Annotated in this window: 19 protein-coding genes; 9 read left to right on the top strand and 10 right to left on the bottom strand. The window is 61.1% G+C overall.

Translation table 11 applies throughout. From position 1 onward, the window contains the following. Nucleotides 1–44: 44 nt before the first annotated feature. Nucleotides 45–968: a LysR family transcriptional regulator gene (locus tag V6R85_RS17920; RefSeq protein ID WP_003504744.1), complete on the top strand. Its 924-nt coding sequence runs from the start codon at nucleotides 45–47 to the stop codon at nucleotides 966–968. Between the two features lie 27 nt (nucleotides 969–995). Here V6R85_RS17920 and V6R85_RS17915 read toward each other — a convergent pair whose 3' ends face one another. The 8 genes from V6R85_RS17915 to V6R85_RS17880 all read right to left on the bottom strand — a co-directional run bounded on the left by V6R85_RS17915 (nucleotide 996) and on the right by V6R85_RS17880 (nucleotide 9,635). Further along, nucleotides 996–2,789, bottom strand: a complete 1,794-nt coding sequence (locus tag V6R85_RS17915; RefSeq protein ID WP_020810853.1) for an adenine deaminase — start codon at nucleotides 2,787–2,789, stop codon at nucleotides 996–998. Then, nucleotides 2,786–3,706, bottom strand: a complete 921-nt coding sequence (locus V6R85_RS17910; RefSeq protein WP_129565618.1) for a nucleoside hydrolase — start codon at nucleotides 3,704–3,706, stop codon at nucleotides 2,786–2,788. The genes V6R85_RS17915 and V6R85_RS17910 overlap by 4 nt, the downstream gene beginning before the upstream one ends. A 2-nt stretch (nucleotides 3,707–3,708) precedes the next feature. Further along, complete coding sequence (locus V6R85_RS17905; protein ID WP_129565619.1) at nucleotides 3,709–4,734, bottom strand: ABC transporter ATP-binding protein; 1,026 nt, start codon at nucleotides 4,732–4,734, stop codon at nucleotides 3,709–3,711. Then, nucleotides 4,727–5,506, bottom strand: coding sequence for an ABC transporter permease (locus V6R85_RS17900; protein ID WP_045019321.1), 780 nt, complete (start codon nucleotides 5,504–5,506; stop codon nucleotides 4,727–4,729). The genes V6R85_RS17905 and V6R85_RS17900 overlap by 8 nt, the downstream gene beginning before the upstream one ends. Further along, entirely contained in the window at nucleotides 5,503–6,330 is an 828-nt protein-coding gene (locus V6R85_RS17895; protein WP_003504739.1) for an ABC transporter permease, read from the bottom strand. Before V6R85_RS17895 ends, V6R85_RS17900 begins: the two co-directional genes overlap by 4 nt. Before the next feature lie 169 nt (nucleotides 6,331–6,499). Beyond that, nucleotides 6,500–7,522: an ABC transporter substrate-binding protein gene (locus tag V6R85_RS17890; RefSeq protein ID WP_003518109.1), complete on the bottom strand. Its 1,023-nt coding sequence runs from the start codon at nucleotides 7,520–7,522 to the stop codon at nucleotides 6,500–6,502. Continuing rightward, nucleotides 7,519–8,580, bottom strand: coding sequence for a LacI family DNA-binding transcriptional regulator (locus V6R85_RS17885; protein WP_003504734.1), 1,062 nt, complete (start codon nucleotides 8,578–8,580; stop codon nucleotides 7,519–7,521). The genes V6R85_RS17890 and V6R85_RS17885 overlap by 4 nt, the downstream gene beginning before the upstream one ends. A 134-nt stretch (nucleotides 8,581–8,714) precedes the next feature. Continuing rightward, nucleotides 8,715–9,635: a LysR family transcriptional regulator gene (locus V6R85_RS17880; RefSeq protein WP_129565621.1), complete on the bottom strand. Its 921-nt coding sequence runs from the start codon at nucleotides 9,633–9,635 to the stop codon at nucleotides 8,715–8,717. Between the two features lie 96 nt (nucleotides 9,636–9,731). On the opposite strand from V6R85_RS17880, the gene V6R85_RS17875 reads away from it, so the two are divergent. After that, nucleotides 9,732–10,919 carry an acyl-CoA dehydrogenase gene (locus V6R85_RS17875; protein WP_087746705.1) on the top strand — a complete coding sequence of 396 codons (1,188 nt, stop codon included), beginning with the start codon at nucleotides 9,732–9,734 and terminating at the stop codon, nucleotides 10,917–10,919. 82 nt (nucleotides 10,920–11,001) lie between these two features. Here V6R85_RS17875 and V6R85_RS17870 read toward each other — a convergent pair whose 3' ends face one another. Further along, the gene (locus V6R85_RS17870) at nucleotides 11,002–13,068 is read right to left on the bottom strand and encodes a TonB-dependent receptor (RefSeq protein ID WP_077998773.1); all 2,067 of its coding nucleotides are present in this window, start codon (nucleotides 13,066–13,068) and stop codon (nucleotides 11,002–11,004) included. A 295-nt stretch (nucleotides 13,069–13,363) separates the two neighbouring features. On the opposite strand from V6R85_RS17870, the gene V6R85_RS17865 reads away from it, so the two are divergent. Then, on the top strand, nucleotides 13,364–14,140 hold the full coding sequence (locus V6R85_RS17865) for an IclR family transcriptional regulator (protein WP_020809007.1): 777 nt from the start codon (nucleotides 13,364–13,366) through the stop codon (nucleotides 14,138–14,140). A gap of 2 nt (nucleotides 14,141–14,142) precedes the next feature. Here V6R85_RS17865 and V6R85_RS17860 read toward each other — a convergent pair whose 3' ends face one another. Then, entirely contained in the window at nucleotides 14,143–15,444 is a 1,302-nt protein-coding gene (locus V6R85_RS17860; protein ID WP_020809008.1) for an NtaA/DmoA family FMN-dependent monooxygenase, read from the bottom strand. Between the two features lie 214 nt (nucleotides 15,445–15,658). On the opposite strand from V6R85_RS17860, the gene V6R85_RS17855 reads away from it, so the two are divergent. The 6 genes from V6R85_RS17855 (at nucleotide 15,659) to V6R85_RS17830 (ending at nucleotide 20,840) form a co-directional block, all read left to right on the top strand. Continuing rightward, complete coding sequence (locus tag V6R85_RS17855; protein WP_020809009.1) at nucleotides 15,659–16,459, top strand: ABC transporter ATP-binding protein; 801 nt, start codon at nucleotides 15,659–15,661, stop codon at nucleotides 16,457–16,459. After that, a complete protein-coding gene (locus V6R85_RS17850) occupies nucleotides 16,456–17,469 on the top strand; it encodes a FecCD family ABC transporter permease (protein WP_020809010.1) in 1,014 nt (337 codons plus the stop codon). The genes V6R85_RS17855 and V6R85_RS17850 overlap by 4 nt, the downstream gene beginning before the upstream one ends. After that, complete coding sequence (locus V6R85_RS17845) at nucleotides 17,466–18,530, top strand: FecCD family ABC transporter permease (RefSeq protein ID WP_112357207.1); 1,065 nt, start codon at nucleotides 17,466–17,468, stop codon at nucleotides 18,528–18,530. Before V6R85_RS17850 ends, V6R85_RS17845 begins: the two co-directional genes overlap by 4 nt. A gap of 23 nt (nucleotides 18,531–18,553) precedes the next feature. Beyond that, nucleotides 18,554–19,507: an ABC transporter substrate-binding protein gene (locus V6R85_RS17840; protein WP_020809012.1), complete on the top strand. Its 954-nt coding sequence runs from the start codon at nucleotides 18,554–18,556 to the stop codon at nucleotides 19,505–19,507. Nucleotides 19,508–19,729: 222 nt separating this feature from the next. Then, the gene (locus V6R85_RS17835; RefSeq protein WP_020809013.1) at nucleotides 19,730–20,569 is read left to right on the top strand and encodes a siderophore-interacting protein; all 840 of its coding nucleotides are present in this window, start codon (nucleotides 19,730–19,732) and stop codon (nucleotides 20,567–20,569) included. After that, on the top strand, nucleotides 20,562–20,840 hold the full coding sequence (locus V6R85_RS17830; protein ID WP_112357209.1) for a phosphopantetheine-binding protein: 279 nt from the start codon (nucleotides 20,562–20,564) through the stop codon (nucleotides 20,838–20,840). The genes V6R85_RS17835 and V6R85_RS17830 overlap by 8 nt, the downstream gene beginning before the upstream one ends. The last annotated feature ends 15 nt before the right edge of the window (nucleotides 20,841–20,855 follow it).

Raw genomic sequence — 20,855 nt, 5'->3', positions numbered from 1 at the left:
TCTAATATATGGAATGCGTTCCTGTCATATCTGGATCTAATATCATGGAACTCAGGCACATCCGCTATTTTCTGGCCATCGCCAATGAAGGCAGTTTTACGCGGGCGGCAGAACATCTGGGAATCGCGCAGCCGCCGCTCAGCCAGCAGATAAAGGTTCTGGAACAGGAAATCGGCGTGCGGCTATTCCGGCGTCTCGCGCATGGCGCGGAACTAACGCCGGCGGGTCATGCGTTTCGCATCGCGGTGACCCATATTCCGCATCAGGTGAGCGAAGGTATCCGGCTTGCACGCAGGGCGGCGGCCGGTGAAACCGGTATCCTGAGAATAGGCGTTACCGGCACGGCGGCGCTCAACCCTCTGGTTCCGGCCTGCATCCGCACTTACAGACGCAAATACCCTGACGTAGAACTTCAGGTGATGGAGGCAGCTGCTCTCGCACTGACGCCGGCCCTACTTGAAGATCGGCTGGACGTGGCGCTGCTGCGCCCCTCACAATCCGACCCTGATACGTTGCTCGAGGAAGTGCTCACTGACGAACCGCTTCTGGTCGCCCTGCCGGCATCCCATCCACTCGCGCGGCGCGGAACCGCCATAGACCTGATGGAACTGCGCGACGACCCTTTCATTCTGACGCCACGCAGCATCGGCACGAGCCTTCACGATGCATCGATAAAAGCCTGCGAGGAGGCTGGATTCACGCCGCGTCTCGGGCCGGCTGCACCGCAAATCGTCTCGATATTGTCGCTGGTCGCGGCCGAACTCGGGGTTTCCCTCGTTCCGGAATCCGTCGCACAAGTCAAAATGCACAACATCGTCCTGCTGCCCTCCAGCGGTCCGCCGCCACAGCTTTCCATATCGCTCGCCTATCGGCGCGGAACGACATCGCCCGTGGTGAAGAATTTCGTGATGGCAGCGCGCATTGCCGCGCGTGAAACACAGACGCCTGACGGGCCCAAGGTGGAATAAATCGCAGCCCGCAGATGCGAACCGCCGCTATTCGAGAACCGCAAGCACCGGGCTTTCCATCACCCGTCCCGTAAGCACATCGGCAATGCCCATATCCGTCTGGTGAGGACCGATATTGCAGGCGAGCGTGGCACCGAAACAGGCCTTGAAAACGAGATAGGGCGGTTGCCATTCGACCACCTTGCCGACAGCGGCGCGCAATTCCTCGAAAGCCTGTGCTACGTCTTCAAGCGGCGCATCGGAAACGAGGCCGGAGAGCGCCAGGGGTAGAAGCGCGGTCACCTTACCCTCAGAGGCGACAGCCATGCCGCCGCCTGTCGCAATCACCGCATTGGCGGCCAGCGCCATGTCTTCGGCATTACCGCCGACGACAGTGAGGTTGTGGCTGTCATGCGAGACGGTGGTGGCGAAGGCGCCGTTCCAGCGTCCCCAGCCGGTAAGGAAGCCGGTCCTGGTAATTGGCTCGGCCTTGCCGTGGCGGTGGGTGACGGAAATCATCGTGGCGCCTTCGGGGGGAACGACAAAACCATCCTTCACCTCGGCTTCCGCCTCGCCCCATTGCGTGAAGCGTGGGCGGTCGATGGTGGCAAGGCGCACCCTTGCGCCCTCGCAGGCAACCCTGAAATCATGGGCTGCGCGCAGCGGCAGCTTCATCGAGCCTTCGAGCGCCGTCGCATCGCAGGCTGGAATGTCGACGAGCATATGCCCGGCTTCCGCAACCGCCCTGCCACCGGCCAAGACATGACGGGTTGAAAAACCACTCAAATCCTCGAAGACGACGATATCGGCGCGGCGACCGGCGGCGATGAGGCCGAGATCGGCACGGCCAAGCCTTTGCGCAGCATTCAGTGTTGCGGCGCGCAGCGCCCATTCCGGTTTCAGGCCATAACGGACAAGGCGGCGCACCACATCATCCAGCCCGCCGCCCCGCAACAGATCGTCCGGGAAAACATCGTCAGTGCAGAGCGTCAGCGTCTGCGGCAGGTGGCCGAGCGCATTCAGCGCCTCCACAAATTCCGGCAGCAGATGATCGTGCGAGCCGCGCAGCTCGATGGTCAACCCCGCCCGAAGCTTCGCCATCAGGTCTTCAGCCGAGACCAGCTCGTGATCGGAAGAAACACCGGCCACCATGAAGGCGTTGAGATCGGCGTCCTTCAGGCCGCGCGCATGGCCACAGATCAGCTTTTCCGAGACGAGACCGGCCTGTACGATGCCGCTCATGCGCGGATCGCGGTCGATGACGCCGCGCATGTTCATGATTTCCGCAACCCCGCCAATCTGCGGCCATGACAGGATATCAGCGAGAATTCCGGCATCGAAATCAGCGCCGCCGCGCTCCAGCCCCGGTGCTGATGGCACTGAAGAGGGTGCAAGCAGAATGGCGCGCAGCGGCAGGTTTTCGATGGATTTCGCCGCCCAGCGCACCCCTTCGACACCATGGACATTGCCGAATTCATGCGGGTCCCAGACGATAGTGGTGACGCCGCGGGCAACCACGGCTGCCGCATAGGCAGCGGGCGTTATCATCGAGCTTTCGATGTGCATATGCGTGTCGATGAGGCCGGGCGAGACAAAGGCGCCCAACGCGTCGACGAGCTGCGCAGCATCGCTGCGGCTTGCCGGTTCGTGAACGCTGGCAATTAGCGGACCGACAATGCCGATATCAGCGGCGCGAAGCTCCCCCGTCACCACATCCACCAGCGTTCCGCCGGTAATGAGAACATCGAAAGCCGCATCGCCGCGCGCAGCGGCAACCGCGCGGGCGCGCAGCGCATCGTCGTTGAGATCGACCGGCTCGCGTATCGGGGATTGTGCACTCATCGGGCAGCCTCGCGGCGCAACGCCTCGAGAACCGCAGCCTTTGCCGCTTCGGCATTCACGGTGTCGGCGAAATGCGCGTTGAAGGCGGCAACCTTGTCGGCGCGCGGCTCAACCACCGTTCGCCCGCGCGTTAGCGCCGCGTGAAGCTCGACATCGATCCGCGTATAGCGCCAGCCAAGCAGCTCGGAGGTGAAGCCGACAGCGGCAACGGGATCGTAAAGCGCCATGGCCGGTCTGCCGCGTCTCGTGGCGATGCCGATGAAACCTTCCAGCAGGTCGGCAATCATGCCGGCGTTTTTGCCGCCAGCATTTCGGATCGGCAGCACATCGGCTGGCGAGGCGGTGACCTTGCGGCAGGCGTCCAGATCGACCATGCGCAGCGGCAGGCCGTGAGAAAGCACGATGGCCAGCGCTTCCGGATCGGCAAAGGCGTTGAATTCGGCAGATGCGGTGTGGTTGCCGCTCGTCACGCCGCCACCCATCCAGGTCAGATCGGAAATTTTCGCGGCAAGATCGGGCCGGGCAAGGCAAAGGGCGGCGATATTGGTAAGCGGGCCGAGCGCGAGGATGCGCTTTTCGCCTGCCCCCTCAAGCCAGCCGCACAGCGCAGTGAAAGCGTCGCTTTGCGGCAGAGCGGGCGCATCCGGCAGGCTACGGCCGACGGTCGGAATGCCGCTGTTACCCAGAATGCATTGTGCGGTTTCGAGCGCGCCAAGGACGGGTTTGGCACGGCCCTGATGGAGGGGCATGGACCAGCCGAAGGCGGCGACCGCGCCTGCGGCGTTGCTGCAGACAACATCCAGCGTCGCATTGCCGAAGACCAGCGAAATGCCGTCTATGGCAAGGCCTGCCGATTGCACCACCATGATGGCGGCGATATCGTCAAAGCCCATATCGGTATCGATCCACACACCCATGATCAGCCAAACACCTTGAGGCTTGCCGCCTTTTCGACCGGAAGGTCGAAGGCGAGCGTATCACCGATCGTATGGGCGGTCAGCGCAGCATCGGTCTCCGCCTTGATGGGACCAAGCAGCGTATCCAGCAGGTACTCACGGGTATTTCCGGCAAAGGATGTGCCGCGCACGGTTCCCTGGAAAGGACCTGAACCAAGGGTGACCATGCGCGGCCGCCAGGCCAGTCCAGATGCTGAAGGGACTGGTCCGGTAAGCGGTGTTGTGCCGTTTTCGGTTTTCAACGCGCCGCCTTCCAGCGCGAAGATGTTTTCAAAGCCGACGAAATCCGCCACGAAGGCGGAAACCGGCGCATTATAGATCTCTTCCGGTGTACCGATCTGCTCAATCTTGCCGCCCTTCATGACGACAATACGGTCGGCCAGTGCGAGCGCCTCGATCTGGTCATGGGTGACGAAGATCATCGTCACACCGGTTTCCTTCTGCACGCGCTGCAATTCGGTGCGCATTTCAAGCCTGAGGCGCGCATCAAGGTTGGAGAGCGGCTCATCGAGCAGCAGCACCTTCGGCTCCATGACCATGGAGCGCGCCAGCGCCACGCGCTGCTGCTGGCCGCCGGAAAGCTCGGCCGGCTTGCGCGATGCGAAGTTCGACAATCCCACGGACTTCAGACCGGAGGCGACCTTGTCATCAAGCGCCTTGCCGTTCATGCCCTTGAGTTTCAGGCCGAATGCGACGTTTTCATAGACCGTCAGATGCGGGAAGAGTGCGTAGGACTGGAACACCAGCCCGACGGCGCGCTTGTTGGCAGCAACGCGGGTGATGTCGACGCCATCGAGATCGATGCGCCCGCCCGCCACCGGCATCAGCCCGGCAATGGCGCGCATCGTCGTGGTCTTGCCGCAGCCGGAAGGCCCGAGCAAGGCCAGAAGCTCACCCTTGCGGATATCGAGATCGAGATCCCTGACGGCGACATTGCCGCCATAGGCGAGCGAGACTTTTTGGAGCGAAAGGTATTTTGCGTCAGACATAACGGGAGAACCCCAGGAAACGTTCGGCCATGAAGACGATGCCGATGGAAAGGAAGGCGAGCAGCGAGGAGAGTGCGGCGACGGACGGATCGAAGACGATTTCCATGTAGCCCAGCATGTCGATGGGCAACGTGCGCACGCCGGGGCCGGACAGGAACAGCGACACCGGCACCTGATTGAAACTCGTCACGAAACCGAGAATGAAGGCGGAGAGGATGCCACCGCGGATATTGGGCAGCACCACCCGGAAAAACGCGCCAAGCCGCGACGAACCGAGCAGCACTGCCGCCTCCTCGATATCCGAGCGCAGATTGTTGAGGCTGGCCGAAACCACCCGCACCGCATAGGGCAGGATGAGCGCCGTGTGGGCGAGAAACAGGGCAAGCGTGATGCCGATGCCGAAGGGCACGACGAAATAACGCAACAGCGCTAGACCGACGATAATGCCCGGCACGATGATCGGCGCCGAAACGATCGTGCGCACGGTTTCCGCAAAAGGCAGCTTGTAGCGCGACATGGCGTAGGCGGCCGGAATGCCGAGGATAAGCGCCGTAAATGTGCCGCCGATGGCAAGGAACATCGACATCGCGAAGCTTTCGCGGAAGCTTTCCACGGTAAAGACCTTGGCGATCCATTTCAGCGAAAAGCCCTGCGGCGGAAAGGCGAGCGTATCGCCCGCCGAAAACGAGGCCGCAACGATGATGAGGAACGGCCCGATCAGGAAGCCGACAACGAGCAGGAGCGTGAGCGGAATGAAGAGCTGCCGGGTCATTTCTTGTTCCTTGCGGTGGCGATGCGCTTCAGCAGGATATTGGCGGCAAAGCTCATGACGATCAGGATGAAGGCGATGACGCTGGCGGCGACGAAATTGTTGGAGACCGTCACCTGCTGATAGAGCAGGGTTTCCAGCATCAGCACCTTGGAGCCGCCGAGAATGGCCGGCGTGATATAGGCCGTGAGTGAACCGGTGAAGACCAGCGTGCCGCCGACAACAAGCCCCTCCTTGGTGAGCGGCAGGATGACCTTCCAGAACACCTGCAGCCAGTTTGCGCCGAGAACGCGGGCGGCTGCGATCGTATCCTTGGGCATATTCTCCAGCGCACTGATGAGGGAAATGATCATCAATGGCAGGAACAATTGCAGAAGGCCGATGAAAACAGCCGTTTCGGAAAACAGGATGCGGATCGGCGCATCGCTCAGTCCTACCGCCTGAAGCGCCTGGTTGACGATGCCGGTTCTGCCGAGAATGACGATCCAGGCATAGGTGCGGGCAACCGGCGAGATCATCAGCGGCAAGACGACCAGATTGACGACATGTCCTTTCGCGCCCTGCGACAGATTGACGATGGCGAAAGCCGCCGCATAACCCACCACCGCAGATACGATGGTGACAAGCGCGCCAAGCTTCAGGGTGCGCAGGAAAACCGCCCTGTTCAGCGGATCGGAGAAGAAATCGGCGTAAGCGGACAATGTCCAGCCGTCAGTGGTGTGAAAGCCTTCCGACAGGAGCATGAAGACCGGCACAAGAAAGACCGCCGCCGCGAAAATAGCGGCGGGCAAGGCAAGCGCCAGCGCTTCGGCCCGGTTCTGAAACATCGCTTTATTCCCCGAACGGCCTGCGGCCGATTGTTACTGCAAGCGGCCAGGGCCAGCTTGCGGAATTAAGAGGTGGAAAAGCGGTCAGGGGACGACCAAACCGCTTTTCCGGGAATGGAGCCGCCCTTTCGGACGTTTTAAATGCCCCATTCCAAACCTTGATAAGGACTTACTGACCGACCTTGGCGTTCCACTCCGACAGCCACTTGTCACGGTTGTCGAGCGTCACGGCGGAAGGAATGAGCTGCAGGCTTTTTGCGGTTTCGTCCCCATAGGTGATATTGTTCGCCACCTCGTCGGACACCTTGACTTCCTTGTTGGTCGGGCTGTCCACGAGCTTTTCGGCCAGCGCCTTCTGAACGTCGGTCGAGAGCCAGAAATCCATGAACTGCAGCGCCAGATCTTCGTTCTTCGTGCCCTTTGGCACCACGAGCACGTTCATGCCGCCGGTCTGGCCTTCCTTGGGTGTCGCCCAGGCGAGCGGCAGGTCAAGCTTGGTGAACGGCGCCCAGGAGAAGCGGCCGATGGGGGCGGCCCAGATTTCTTCCTGCTGCATGAGCTGCACCAGCTGCGACGATTTCACGTAGAACGTGACGATATCGTCCTTCTTTTCGCCCACGGCTTCGATAGCGCCGGAGAGATCAGGCGTATCCTTGCCGATGGCCTTGCCCAGCATGTAAAGCGCCGGCGGGCCCTGATTGGTGGTGACATTCGGGAAAGCGACGTGGTCAACGATACCGTCCTTCAAAAGATCGGCCCAGCTATCGATCTTCATCTTGTCTGTGCGGTAAACGATTGACGTGGCGTAGAAATTGACGCCGACGCTCATGCCGTCGCCATTCGGATCCTTGGCGATGTCATAGAGCTTGCCGATATTCGGCACCTTGGCGGCATCGATCTTCTGGATCAGGTCCTTGCGGGTGGCGGAAAGCGCATCCGCCATGGAAACAATGGCGAGATCGACCACCGGATTGGCCTTGTTGGCCTCCATCTTGGCGAGGCGCTCAACGCTGTTGCCGGTCTCGACGACCAGCTTGCAGCCGCATTGCTTTTCGAACGGTGTATAGACCAGTTCCTTGAATTCGTCCTGCGCGAAGGCGTAGACCGAGATCGTCAGCGTCTTGTCCTGCGCCTGCGCGGCACCCATCGTCAGCATCAGGGCGGTGCCCGATGCAAGAATGATCTTTTTCATGGTGTGAGTTCTCCTGCTGTCGTGTTTTTGGCTTCAATCGCATCATGCTTTTTTTCGCCGGTGGAGCCGCGCATGATCAGCGCCATCGGTACTTTCGAGATGTCCGCCGTCACATCGACAGCGACGCCGTTTTCACCCGCACCGTCGATTGCGCGCAGCAGCGCGCCGACGGCCAAATCGGCTATGCGGCCCATATCCATGCGCATGGTCGTCAAGGGCGGGGTGACCACCGCGGAAAAGATGAGATCATCGAAACCGGTGACGCTCGCCTCTTCCGGCACCTCGATGCCCTCACGCTGCAATTCGGTGAGCGCGCGTAGCGCATGCAGATCGGATACCGCGGCAAAGGCGGTGAAACCTTCGGAAACCCTGTCGGCAAGACCAAGCCGGCAACCCGCGCCGTCCGCCTGTTCAATGGCGTCCACCCAGAGCGTCTGCGTCACGCATGCCTTGCCAAGACCATCGCGAATACCGCCAAGACGGTCGTTCTGCACATTGGAATCCCGGTTTTTGCCCACCAGCACCACCTTGCGATGGCCAAGCCCCGCCAGATATTCGCCAACCTGCCGGCCGCCATCCCAATGGTCGGCGGCAACCGTGTTTCCGGGTGTCGAGGGACTGTCGATCACCGCAACAGGGCAATCGACATCGGCAATGCGCGTGCCGCGGCGGGGAACGACCACCATGCCATCCACACCGCGCTCGATCAGCCGGTTGATGGCATCCGTCTGCATGGCGATCTCGCCGCGCGCATCGGCAATCAGCACACCGTAACCGGCAGAGACCGCCGCCTTTTCGATGGCCTGCGCGATCTGTGGGAAAAGCGGATTGGCGATGTCAGGCAGAACCAGCCCCAGAACGCCTGATCTGCCGGTGCGCAGCGCCCTGCCCGCCGAACTCGGCACATAACCAAGCTCACTTGCGGTCTTGCGGATACGCTCCACCAGTTCAGGCGAAACACGACCCTTGCCGGAGAGCGCATTGGACACGGTTGCCACCGACACGCCGAGTGCCGCTGCTATCGCGCTCAGATTGGTGGCAGGCCGTGAAGACGCCATGATGGTCCGGAAGGGCTGATTAAACGTTTAATCAAGATAATCCAGCTAAGCTCTCCTGTCGAGTCCGCAAGACGGCAAAACACGGCGAAAACCTGGGCATAAAGTCTAAATGCCCGAAAAAAGTGCGATTATTTTTATGAGGCTGTCATGCTCGCCGCACGATAGGCCTCCACCTGCCGCACCAGCCAGTCACGAAACAGCACGACCGGAACGTGATTGGCGCGCGAAAGCGGCGCTACCGCATAATAAGAGCTTGGACTTTTGGCCTGATGATCGAAGGCTTTCACCAGTTGCCGAGACTTCAACTCGTTATCGATCAGGAAAAGCGGCATTAACGCCACGCCGAGGCCGGCGATACAGGCCTGCGCCACGCTGGAAAACTGCTCGAAGCGCATGCCTTGCGGCAAGGCAAGCGACAGGCCGAGGCTTTCGAACCAGTGGCCCCACGCGCCCGGCCGCGAGGCCATGTGCAGCAACGGCAGGACGGCGATGTCCTCTCCCTTTTCGACGGGATGAGCACTGAGAAATTGCGGGCTGCACACCGGCGCAACCATTTCATGCATCAGAAAGGTGCTTTCCGCCCCCGGCCAGTCCGCCTGGCCGATATGGATCGCCATATCCAGCTGCTCGCGCTCGAAGTCGAACTGGCCGATGCGGGTGGCGAAATTGATGGTGATTTCCGGGTGGTTCGCCACGAAATCCGGGATACGCGGCAGAAGCCAACGGGTGCCGAAGGTGGGCAGCATGGCGAGGTTCAGCGTATTGCCATGCGTTTTGGTCATGATCTGCAGCGACGCGGACCGTATCTCGCCGAGGGCGGAGGCAATCGATTTCGCATAAGCGCGACCCTCGGTCGTCAGCGCCACGCCGCGCGCACCGCGTTCAAACAGGCGCACGCCAAGCTGTTCTTCCAGTGACATAACCTGCCGGCTGATCGCCCCTTGCGTCAGCGCCAACTCCTCCGCGGCGGCGGAAAAGCTGCCGAGCCTTGCAACGGAATCGAAGGCGGCGAGCGCGCTGGTGGAGGGCAGAAGTTTGCGGCTAAGAGACGTCATGAGCCATTACTATATGTAATGCAAAAATGAGTAAACATGGCTTGTGCGTGCGCGCTCCAATACGAATAATCCGGCCAGCAAATCCGGAGGCATAAAGTGAGCGAACACGCAGCATTCAATTGGCAGGACCCTTTTCTGCTCGAAGACCAACTGACCGATGACGAGCGGATGATCCGCGACGCCGCCGCCGCCTTCGGCAAATCGGAACTTTTGCCGCGTGTCTCCGAGGCCTATCTTTCCGAAACCACCGAACCGGAACTGTTCCGCCTGATGGGCCGGCAAGGCCTGCTCGGCGTGACCCTGCCGGAAGAATATGGCGCGGCCAATGCGAGCTACGTCGCCTATGGCCTCGTCGCCCGCGAGGTGGAGCGGATCGACAGCGGTTACCGCTCGATGATGAGCGTGCAATCCTCGCTCGTTATCCACCCGATCTTCGCTTATGGCTCGGACGAGCAGAAGAAGAAATATCTGCCCGGCCTCGTTTCCGGCGAATTGATCGGCTGTTTCGGCCTGACCGAGCCGGATGCCGGTTCCGATCCCGGCGGCATGAAGACCCGTGCTGAAAAGATCGCCGGCGGTTATCGTCTGCGCGGTTCGAAGATGTGGATTTCCAACGCGCCGATCGCCGATGTCTTCGTCGTCTGGGCGAAATCGGAAGCCCATGACAACCAGATCAGGGGTTTCGTGCTGGAAAAGGGCATGAAGGGCCTCTCCGCCCCCAAGATCGGCGGCAAGCTGTCGCTGCGCGCCTCCATCACCGGCGAGATCGTTCTGGACGGTGTGGAAGTAGGCGAAGACGCGCTGTTGCCCAATGTTTCCGGCCTGAAAGGCCCGTTCGGCTGCCTCAACCGCGCCCGCTACGGCATTTCCTGGGGTGTGATGGGTGCTGCCGAAGATTGCTGGTTTCGCGCCCTGCAATATGGTCTCGACCGCAAGCAGTTCGGCAAGCCGCTGGCCGGCATGCAGCTTTACCAGAAGAAGCTCGCCGACATGCAGACCGAGATCGCGCTTGGCCTTCAGGCATCGCTGCGCGTCGGCCGGCTGATGGACGAGCATAAAATGGCGCCGGAAATGATCTCCATCATCAAGCGCAACAATTGCGGCAAGGCGCTGGATATCGCCCGCCAGGCCCGCGACATGCATGGCGGCAACGGCATCCAGATCGAATATCACGTCATGCGCCACGCGCAGAACCTCGAGACGGTCAATACCTATGAGGGCACGCATGACGTCCACGCGCTGATCCTCGGCCGGGCGCAGACGGGCATTCAGGCGTTTTTCTGAGGCTTTATCTGCATCGTTTTCATCAAGAAAAAGGCCTTCGAAGATCGCTTGGAAGGCCTTTTTTTCGAGTTCGCTGTTTGGCTCAGAACGTGCCGCGCACGCCGATGCCGAACATGCGCGGTTCGGTCATGCTGGCCTCGATGCCGCCAATGCCGCGGTTTTCCTTCATCAGCGTCGGGGCGCGCTCATCGAAGACGTTCTTGACGTAGGCGTAGAACTCAAGCTCGTCCTGGAACTTGTAGCTCGCCCGCACATCCGCGATCGTATAGGGATCGATCGCATAAACGGCCTTGTTGTCCGTGTCGGAATAATAACCGTCGAGATGGCGCACCTGGCCTGAAACGGTGAACTTGTCCGTCACATCCCAGCTTGCGCCGATGGTGAAGCTGTAACCCGGCGACTTGGCGAATTCCTTGCCGACATAGGCGGCGTTGCTGGAAATCTCGTCGATTTTCGTCTTCAGCAGACCGGCGCTGGCCTTCAGCGTCAGATTGTCGAGAACCCGGTAATCAGCCCCGATTTCCAGACCGTAAGCATGAGCCTCTTCGGCATTGACGGTGTAGGATTCGCTGATACCCGTGGAGACGACGACCGGCACGTTAAACTGGGCGTTCTTCATGTCCATGTAGAACAGGTTGCCGTTCACCGTCAGCGTATCGTCCAGCAGGCTGGCGCGGGTGAAGAGCTCGTAGTTCCAGATTGTTTCCTTGTCGAAGCTCCGCCATTTGCTGGTGGTCAGGTCGAATGCGACGCCGCCGGGGTTATAACCACGGCTGACGAGGCCGCCGACTGTCCAGTCGTCGTTGATGGCATAGGCCAGCGACGCCTTGGGCAGGATTTCCGAGAAGGTTTCGTCATAATTGACCGAGCTTCTGCTGGTGGCGCTCAGCGTCCGGTAACCGGCGCGCTGGATCTGGTCCTGCTGGTAGCGCAGGCCGCCCGTCAGGGTCCACTGGTCGGTCAGGCGATAGCTCAACTCGCTGAAGAGGCCGAGATTATCTTTGGTGTCGTTGAAGCGCGATGTTCCGCGCAGATAAAGCACCTCGTCGGCTTTCGTATGCGCGTAATAAATGCCCGCGACACCGCTCAGCACATCCTCTTGATCGCCAAAGGTGACGCGCGTTTCGTGCGAGGTGTTCTTGAGATCGACATCCGCATCGCCGTTATTTGCAATACCAACCCGGCGTTTGGCGGTGGAGGCGGAAAACTGCGTCTGGTTGAACAGTTTCACGCCGTTCTCGAAATCGTAATTGATATCGAGAATGCCGGTATTGGTGTACTGCCTGAAATTCGGCATCGTGGTGGTGATGTGGTTGAGATCCTCGAAGGGACGCGACGCCGCCTCCTGGCTCGGCCGGTTCGAAGCATTATAGGAATAGGTCAGCTTCGTCGAAAGGCCGGGGATTTCCGACGGCTCCCACAGCAGCTTGAAGCGGCCGTTGAATTCCTTGAAATCCTGATCGGTGCCGTCATGGGCAAATGCGGAATTGATATAATCGATGAAGGTATCGCGGCCGGAATAATCGATCGCCATGCGCGCCGCCAGCTCATCCTCGATCAACGGTCCGGAAAAGGCAAATGACGCCCGCTTCTGGTGATAATTGCCTATTTCGGCCTGATAGGAAGCCTCAGGCGTAAAGGTCGGGTCCTTGGTGTTGACGAGGATCGCGCCGGCGATGGCGTTGGCGCCCTGCGAGGTGGTCTGCGGGCCGCGGAAGACCTCGATGCTGTCGACATCCCAGATGGAACTCGCGCCATAGATGAACTCGTTATAACCGAGATAATGGCCGTCGACATTGATCGTGGCGCGCGGCACCGTGCCGGTGAAGAAGGCGATGGAGCCGGTATTCGGTCCCTGTGTATCCTGTCCGCGGATGATGGGAGCGCTGACATTATCGGTATAAACGATGTTCGGGATATCCTTGATCGCTTCCGACACGGTCGGGTCGCCGGTCTTTTCCTTCCTGATTTCCTCGGCGGTTTTGACCGAAACGGACGAAGCCGTGTTCTTCATGTCGCGCGCCACTTTTTCACCGGTCACGACGATCGGTTTCAACACGGTCGTGCCCGCCGCCTCAGCCTGCTGATCCTGACCGAGAACCGGCGTCACAAACATCGTCGCCAGCGTCAGAGCGCTGACCCCGCTCATCAAACGACCGCTAGAGCTAAACCCCATCACACACCCCTAAAAAACATGAGTATTAAAGTCATATTCAAGTAACGGAAGCGTTATCCGTTTCGCAATAGAGAATGCGTTCTGTATTGCGGACAAAAAGGCTTCCGTAACGGGATGTGCCATATTTACAACAAAGTTTAATCAGCGCCTCGTCGGCAATCACGGCGTTGCGAATGAAAGCCACTGAAAAGTCCGCAGAAATCGATTCCGATTTTCACCCGGATGCGTTAGGCATTTCTCGATACACGGGGGAACAAGCTTGAACGCCATGGATGACGAAGCGGACGAAGCGCCCGAAAACGAGGGCGAAAAGCGCTCGGCGCTTATTCAATCCGTATCGATCGCGGCGCGTTTTCTCAACCTTCTCGCCAGATCGGATACGGCGCTTGCGCTTAGCGAACTGGCCAAACGCGCCGGCACCGGCCGTTCCACCGCCCATCGTTATATGCAGAGCCTGGTGCGGGAGGGACTGGTGACGCAGGACCCCGCAAGCGGCAGTTACGATCTTGGACCGGCGGCGCTGGGGATCGGCATCAGTGCGCTCCGGCGAATCAATCCGGTCGAAACCGCCGGTCGCCAGATGAAAGCGCTCGCCGCCCAAATCGGCGCCAGTTGCGGCGTGGCGATCTGGACCGAACGCGGCCCGACCGTGGTGCGATGGGCAAGAAGCGCCAGTTTTTCCATCAGCACCGTGGCGCTCGGCGATGTTCTGCCGCTGGATAACAGCGCCTGCGGGCTGGTCTTCCAGTCTTACCTGCCGCCGGAGAGGATAGCCGCGGTGCGCAAGCTGCAACCGGCGGCCTTTCGTGGCTCCCGCCCGGATGCCAGAGTTCTGGAAACCATTCGCGAGGTGGGTGGTGCGGAACTCAATGAACATCTGTTCTCCGCCCTGACGGGCAAGGCCGCGCCGGTCTTTGACGCCCAGGGCGAACTCTGTTGCGTCGTCACCACCGTATCCTTCGTGGCCAACGCCGAGGCCGAACAGCATTTTTCCCGACTGATCGAGGCGGCCAGACAGGCGACGGCCGAATCCGGCGGCGCATAAGCCTATTCGGCCAGATGTTCCGCGAAGGTGCAGCCGGAATAGGCCGTGCGGAACAGCCCGGCATCGGCGAGTTTCGGCAGCAACCGCTCCAGCACCAGCCGCATGGATGCCACCGAACCGCCGGGCACCGCGACAAAACCGTCACAGGCGCCGGCCGCCGCCCATTCGCGGATGGTCTCGAAAGCATCGTCAACCGTGCCGATGATCTGCCAATGGCCGGAACCCATCACCTCTGGCCGTCGCAGCAAATCGGCGACGCTCAGCGTCTCCCGTTCGATCAGCCGGCGCAGCAGATTTGCGTGGGTACGGCTTCTCGGTGTCTCCGGTGGCGGCGGCAGGTCAGATGCAGTCACGACCCGCTGCAATGGCCAGTCCGAAAGATCGAGGCCGGTCATATCGCGGATGGAGGCAACGGCGCGGCCGCGGTTGGCGCGGGCATGGGTTTCCGCAAAGAGCTCCAGCGCCTCCTTGCCGCTATCCGCCAGATAAAGGCTGAGGCCCGGCATCAGCTTCACACCGTCGGGGTTGCGGCCATGGCCCTCAGCACGCCGCCGCAAATCCGCCCGGAGCTCGATGGCAGCCTGCATATCCGGCGTTGAGGCAAAGACGGCGTCCGCCACCGACGAGGCGAAATCACGGCCTTCGGGCGAAGCGCCCGCCTGCACCAGCGGAATACGGCTGGCATGGGCCGGCAGGTTGAGCGGGCCTTTGACACTGAAATGCCTGCCCTCATGCGCGACCGGATGCACCAGCGAGGAATCGGCGAACCGCCCGCTTTCCCTGTCGAGTTTAAGAGCTTCGTTTGGAAAACTCGCCCAGAGCTGCTGTACGACCTGCGTGAATTCGGCGGCGCGCTCATAGCGCTCCTGCGGTGAAGGCATCTCTCTCAGGCCGAAATTTTCGTGCCCCTCCAGCGCCGTAACGATGTTCCACCCCGCCCTGCCGCTGCTCAGCCAGTTCAGCGACTGTATCTGGCGGGCGACCACATAGGGCGGCAGAAACGTGGTCGATACGGTGGATAACAGGCCGACATGGCTGGTTTCCCGGGCGATGGCGGAAAGAAGCATGGTTGGGTCCATGCTGGCAAATCCGCCGCCGGTTTCCAGCCCCTCGGTGCGCAGGAAAAGCGTATCCGGCCTAAACACGAAATCCACATGCGCGGCCTCCGCACGCTGCGCCAGATCGACGAAATAATCGCTGGAAAACACCCCGTTTATACCGCTGTCGGCACGCCGCCACGCCTCGCCGCTGAGCCAGGTTGGGGCCAGCGACATGCCGACATGAAGCTTGGTCGCGACTGACATGATGCACCTCGACTGAAATAACCGGTAAGAAATTCACGCCCTGAATCGGCAAATTTCGATTTGTGGAGAGTTTTACTATAGTTTAGTGTCGCTTCAAGACCACACCATCGCCCTTGCCGGAAAGAAACACGTTTTCTGCTAGTTCGATGTTTAAATTCAAATAGTTATAACGGCCGTGCGGCGTCTCGACGCATGGCCGCATGAATAACAGGAGTTGTATCCGGTGCTTGACGCCACGGACCTTCACGCCAGTTATGGCCATGTTCCCGTCTTGAGAGGACTGTCCGCCCGCTTCCGAGCCGGTCGCGTTACCGCGCTGGTCGGCCCCAATGGCTGCGGCAAGTCGACGCTGTTGAAGACCATCATGGGTTTCCTGCCTTTGTCATCAGGCAGGATAAGCCTGGGCGAGCGTTTGATCGGCGAGATCGGACGCCGGGACCTCGCCCGCCGCATCGCCTATCTGCCGCAGGAATGCCATTGCCCTGACTATATGACGCTTGGCGAGCTGATCGAGCTTGCCGGTTACGCCCGTTACGGTCTTGCAGGCGGCCCGACCGAACGCGACCGGGCGCTTTTTGCCGAGGCGCTGAAGACCGTCGGGCTGGAAGACAAGGCGAAAGCACAGGTCAACACGCTGTCCGGCGGCCAGCGCCAGCGCGCCTTCATCGCCATGGTGCTGGCGCAGGACACGGACGTGATCCTGATGGACGAGCCGGTCAACCATCTCGACATGAAGTACCAATATGCCGTTCTCGGCCTCGTGCGCGAACTGAGCGACAGGCACGGCAAGACGGTTATCGTCGTGCTGCACGATCTCAACCTCGCCGCCACTTTCGCCGATGATGTCATCATGCTGAAGGCCGGGCGGGTTCTGGCGTCCGGGCCGGTGACGAGTACGGTCACATCAGCCAATGTCGCCGAGGTCTTCGATCTCGAAGCCGATATCTTCTCCCGTCAGGGACGGCTCATCTGCGTGCCCCGGCTGGAGCGGCAGGAACAGGCCATTCCGGCATGACCTCTAAAATAACGCTGATTTTTGCCGCCGCGCTGCTGCTGGCCGCCATCCTCATCTTCAATCTGGTGGTGATGGCTGCCGAGATGCCGCTTGCCGAAATCGCGGCGACGCTCTGGCGTGGCGAGGCCGATACCTATCAGCAGTCGGTGCTTCTCTATCAGCAAATCCCGCGGTCGCTGATTGCGATTTATGTGGGCGCCACCACCGCCGTCAGCGGCTGCGTGCTGCAGGGGCTTGTCCGCAATCCCCTCGCCTCGCCCTCCACGCTGGGGCTGAATGCCGGGGCGACGCTTTTTGTGATCGCCGGCGCACTGGTGTTCGATTTCTCTCCCGAGGTGCAGGGGCTTGTGGCGCTCGCGGGCGCCGGTTTCGGCTTTGCCGCCTGCTTTTTCGTCGCGCGCCTCGCCGGACGATCAAACGATCCGCGCGGCCTGTCGCTCATCCTTTCCGGCGCGCTGGTTTCGATGCTGCTGATCGGCGTGACGAATGCCCTGCTTCTCTCCAACCCCACGCGGCGCGCCGAATTCCTGAGCTGGGTGGGTGGCAATATCAACCACGTCTATGCCGAGCGCCTGTTCGATTTCTGGTGGATCGGCGCCATTGCGCTGGTGATATTGTGGGCGGTCGCCCGGCCGCTGACGCTTGTTCTGCTGGGCGCGGAAAAGGCCGCTTCCGCCGGTGTGAATGTCACGCGCATTTCCCGGATCGCGCTTTTTGCCACCATGCTGGCCTCAGGCTCGGCGGTGGCGATCTGCGGCCCGATCGGTTTCGTCGGCCTCATCGTGCCGCATATGATCAGGCCGCTGGTGGGTGTGAATTTCACGCTCGCCTTGCCGGCGTCCGCCCTTGTCGGGGCAGGCCTCTGCGTGCTGGCCGATCTTGGCGCGCAAACCCTGTTTGCGCCCTATGTGGTCAATACCGGGCTGTTCATGGACCTGCTTGGAGGCCTCGTTTTCATCGTCATCGTCAAACGCTTCTATCTTTCGCCCTCGGCAAGGGGGCTTTCATGAAGCGGCATTTCGCCACCGACGGCAAAGCGGTGCTGCGGCTGCCAAGCGGCCTGCAGATCGGCATCGGCAATCTGAAAGCCGGCCTTGTCTTGATTGCGCTGGTGCTGGTGCTCGCCGCCCTGTCCGCCAGCCTCGGCAATACCGAAACCGGCCTCATCGATCTACTCCGCGGCCTCGCCGGCGGGCATCTCAGCGACGATCAGGCCTATGCGCTGTGGACGGTGCGGCTGCCGCGCATCCTGCTCGGTTTCATGGCCGGCTGGAGCGTGGCGCTGGCAGGCGCGATGCTGCAATCCGTCGCCCGCAATCCGCTGGCCGATCCCGGGCTCTTCGGACTGAGCCAGGGGTCAATGACCACCATCATGCTGCTTCTGGTGCTGGTGCCGGCCGCCGCCAAGACCCTGGTGGCGCTTGCGGCTATCGGCGGCGGTCTTGCCGTGGCCTTTCTTCTCATCGCGCTCGTCGGGCGCGAACGCTCGAGCGGTCTAGCCATATTGCTGATGGGGATCGCAATCGAATCAGCGCTTTCCTCCGTCTCATCGGTGCTTCTGCTCTATACGCCGGCCGAAACCTCGCTGGCCCTGGCGGACTGGATGGCGGGTTCGCTGTTTCAGGCAAGCTGGCCGACCATCCTCGTTTTCGCGCCCCTCTTCGGTGCAAGTCTTTTGGGTATTTTTCTCATCGGCCGGGCGCTCGCCGTTTTCGATCTCGGCAATGAAATGGCCATGGCGCTTGGCGAAACGGTCAGGCATTCGCGCCCGCTCGTCATTGTTTTTGCGGTGATCCTCAGCGCCGCTTCCGTCACGGCTGTCGGTCCTTTGACTTTTCTCGGCGTCATCGCCCCACATCTCGCCACCTTCGTTTCGCCGGCAGTCGGCCGCGCCAGACTTTTCCTCTCGGGTCTCACCGGCGGTATTCTGGTGGTAACCGCCAATACGCTGTCGCGCGGGCTGGTGGCCGATACGCCGATGCCGATCGGCCTTGCGCTGACGCTGATCGGCGTGCCGCTTTTCATCCTCACGCTGCGCCTGCAGGCGCTGCGCAGAACCAACAGCCACTGAAGATATCGAATAAAGGGAATGCCATGCGAATTGCCATCCTCATCGCCGCCATTCTGGCCGCCGGAACAAGCCTCGCCGCCGAGCGCAGTGTAACCGATGCCGCCGGCCGCAGCGTCTCCGTTCCGGAAAAGCCGCGACGCATCGTCGTCATGCACGAGCCGCTCTTGGGAGTGCCGCTGATGGATCTCGGCGCCAATGTGGTCGGCGCCTATGGCCGCAACAGCGACGGCAAATTCGCAACCGCCGTCGATTTCATCGATACGGTTCTGGGTGAAGGCCACGCAAAACCGAAAGGTTTCGGCGCCGTCGGCCAGATCGACCTTGAAAAGCTGCGGGCGCTGCAACCGGACCTGATCGTTGCCACCGAAATGGACAGTGGCAAGGCCGCGCAGCTTTCCACCGTCGCACCCGTCTATCTGCAAAAGGCAAGCGCCGGCAAAGCCTATGGCTTCAGCGTGGAGGAGGATCTTGCCGCTCTGGTCGGGCGAAGCGACGTCTACGCCGAGCGCCATAAGACCTATGACACCAGGCTTGCCGCGGTCAAAAAGGCGCTGGGCGAAGAGGCGAAAGGCAAGACCTATCTGGCGATCCTGCTGACCGACCAGATCAATGCGGTGGGCGACATGTCCGGCGCGGTGCAGGCGCTGGAGGATCTGGGATATGCCCGGCTGAAAATCGACAGCGCCGCCTCTTCGGGCGGAATGGGCTCGACCCTGGTGATGCCGCTCAGCGCCGATGCCTTCGGCAAGCTCAATCCCGATCTGCTTGTCGTGATGAACAGCTATACCAGCCCCGTCCGCGGCGAGGCAGGAACGCGCGCTGCACTTGAAAAGATCATTCCCGGCTGGGAGCGTTTCGTAAAACCGGCGCGCGAGAAAAGGATCGTCTTCCTCGATTCCACCAGGGTCACGACGCCTTCCATTCCGAGCGCCTTGCACACGTTGGACGAGGTCGAAAGCTGGGCCGGTCGCCGCTGATCAGTCGGCGGCAATGCAGTTTGAATCCGCAGCGATATAAACTTGAGTTTTTGAAGAAAGTTATATTGCGACAGCGAAAACCGCCTGTTATGGTTCGCGCATCTTGACGCAACGACGCCGGATCGCGTGCCGGAAAAATCCCGACGCGCGATTGTCCGGCCCGCCGATCCGGGACTGCGACACCGCCGACCCCATCGGCAATATCCCAGGAAAGACAACAGCATGAGCATGCCAGAAACGATAGGTTCCGCAACACCGGATCGCACTCCCAAACGCCATCGCCACGCCGTCGCGCTGCGCGCGCTCAATGTCGCGCGCGTCGAAAAGCTCAGCCGGTCCATGGTCCGCATCGTCCTGACCGGACCGGAACTGGAGGGCTTTGCGAGCCTCGGTTTTGACGACCACGTCAAGATGTTCTTCCCCCAGCCCGGCGAAACCGAACCGAGCCTGCCGGTGATCGGCCCGAACGGCATTGAATTCCCGGAAGGCGCGCCGCGCCCGCTGGCGCGCGACTACACGCCGCGCAGCTTCGATGCCGAAAAAGGCGAACTCGCCATCGATTTCGCCACCCATCATGACGGCCCCGCCAGCAACTGGGCGAAAGCCGCAAAGGTGGGTGACAAGGCATGGATCGCCGGTCCACGCGGCTCCTTCACCGTTCCCTTCACCTATGACTGGCATCTGCTGATTACCGACGATACCGGCCTTCCCGCGCTGGCGCGGCGGCTGGAGGAAATGCCCGAGGGTACCCGTGTCGTGGCGCTGATCGAGGTCGAGACGGATGCGGATCGGCTGGAACTTACGACGAAGGCGGACGCCTCGATTGTCTGGGTAACGCAAAAGACGGAAAACGGAACCGATCACGATGCATTGGCGGGCGCGCTGCGCAAGCTGGAGCTGCCGAAGGGCGACTTCTTCAGCTGGGTCGCCTGCGAATCGAGGACCGCAAAGGAGGTTCGCGCCCTTCTGGTCGAGGAGTTCGGCGCCAACCCCAAATGGACTCGCGCTTCCGGTTACTGGCGTCGCGGCGCCAGCGGCGTTCACGATCATTTCGATGAATGAACCGGTAATCGCGGCGGGTGCCATGCTGGAAGCGAAAACGATGATGACGGAACTCAAGGCCCTTCTCGCCAGGGTTCTGGATGATGAGGTGCGCGATATCGAACCGGGGGACAACCTGTTCGGCCGCGGGCTTCATTCGCTTGCCCTCATGCGCATGATGCCGCCGCTTTCACAGCTTGCCGGGACGCGGCTCGATTATGACGATCTGGCCCGGCAGCCCACGCTTGCCGCCTGGCAGGCGCTCATCGAACGGTCGCGCGCGGGACATTGATCCCGCGAGAAAGAT

It is taken from the genome of Agrobacterium sp. CCNWLW32 (assembly GCF_037083425.1).
Classification (GTDB): Bacteria; Pseudomonadota; Alphaproteobacteria; order Rhizobiales; family Rhizobiaceae; genus Agrobacterium; species Agrobacterium radiobacter.
The sequence above is the reverse complement of the archived record's forward strand: the minus strand, read 5'-3'. Positions and strand labels throughout refer to the sequence as shown.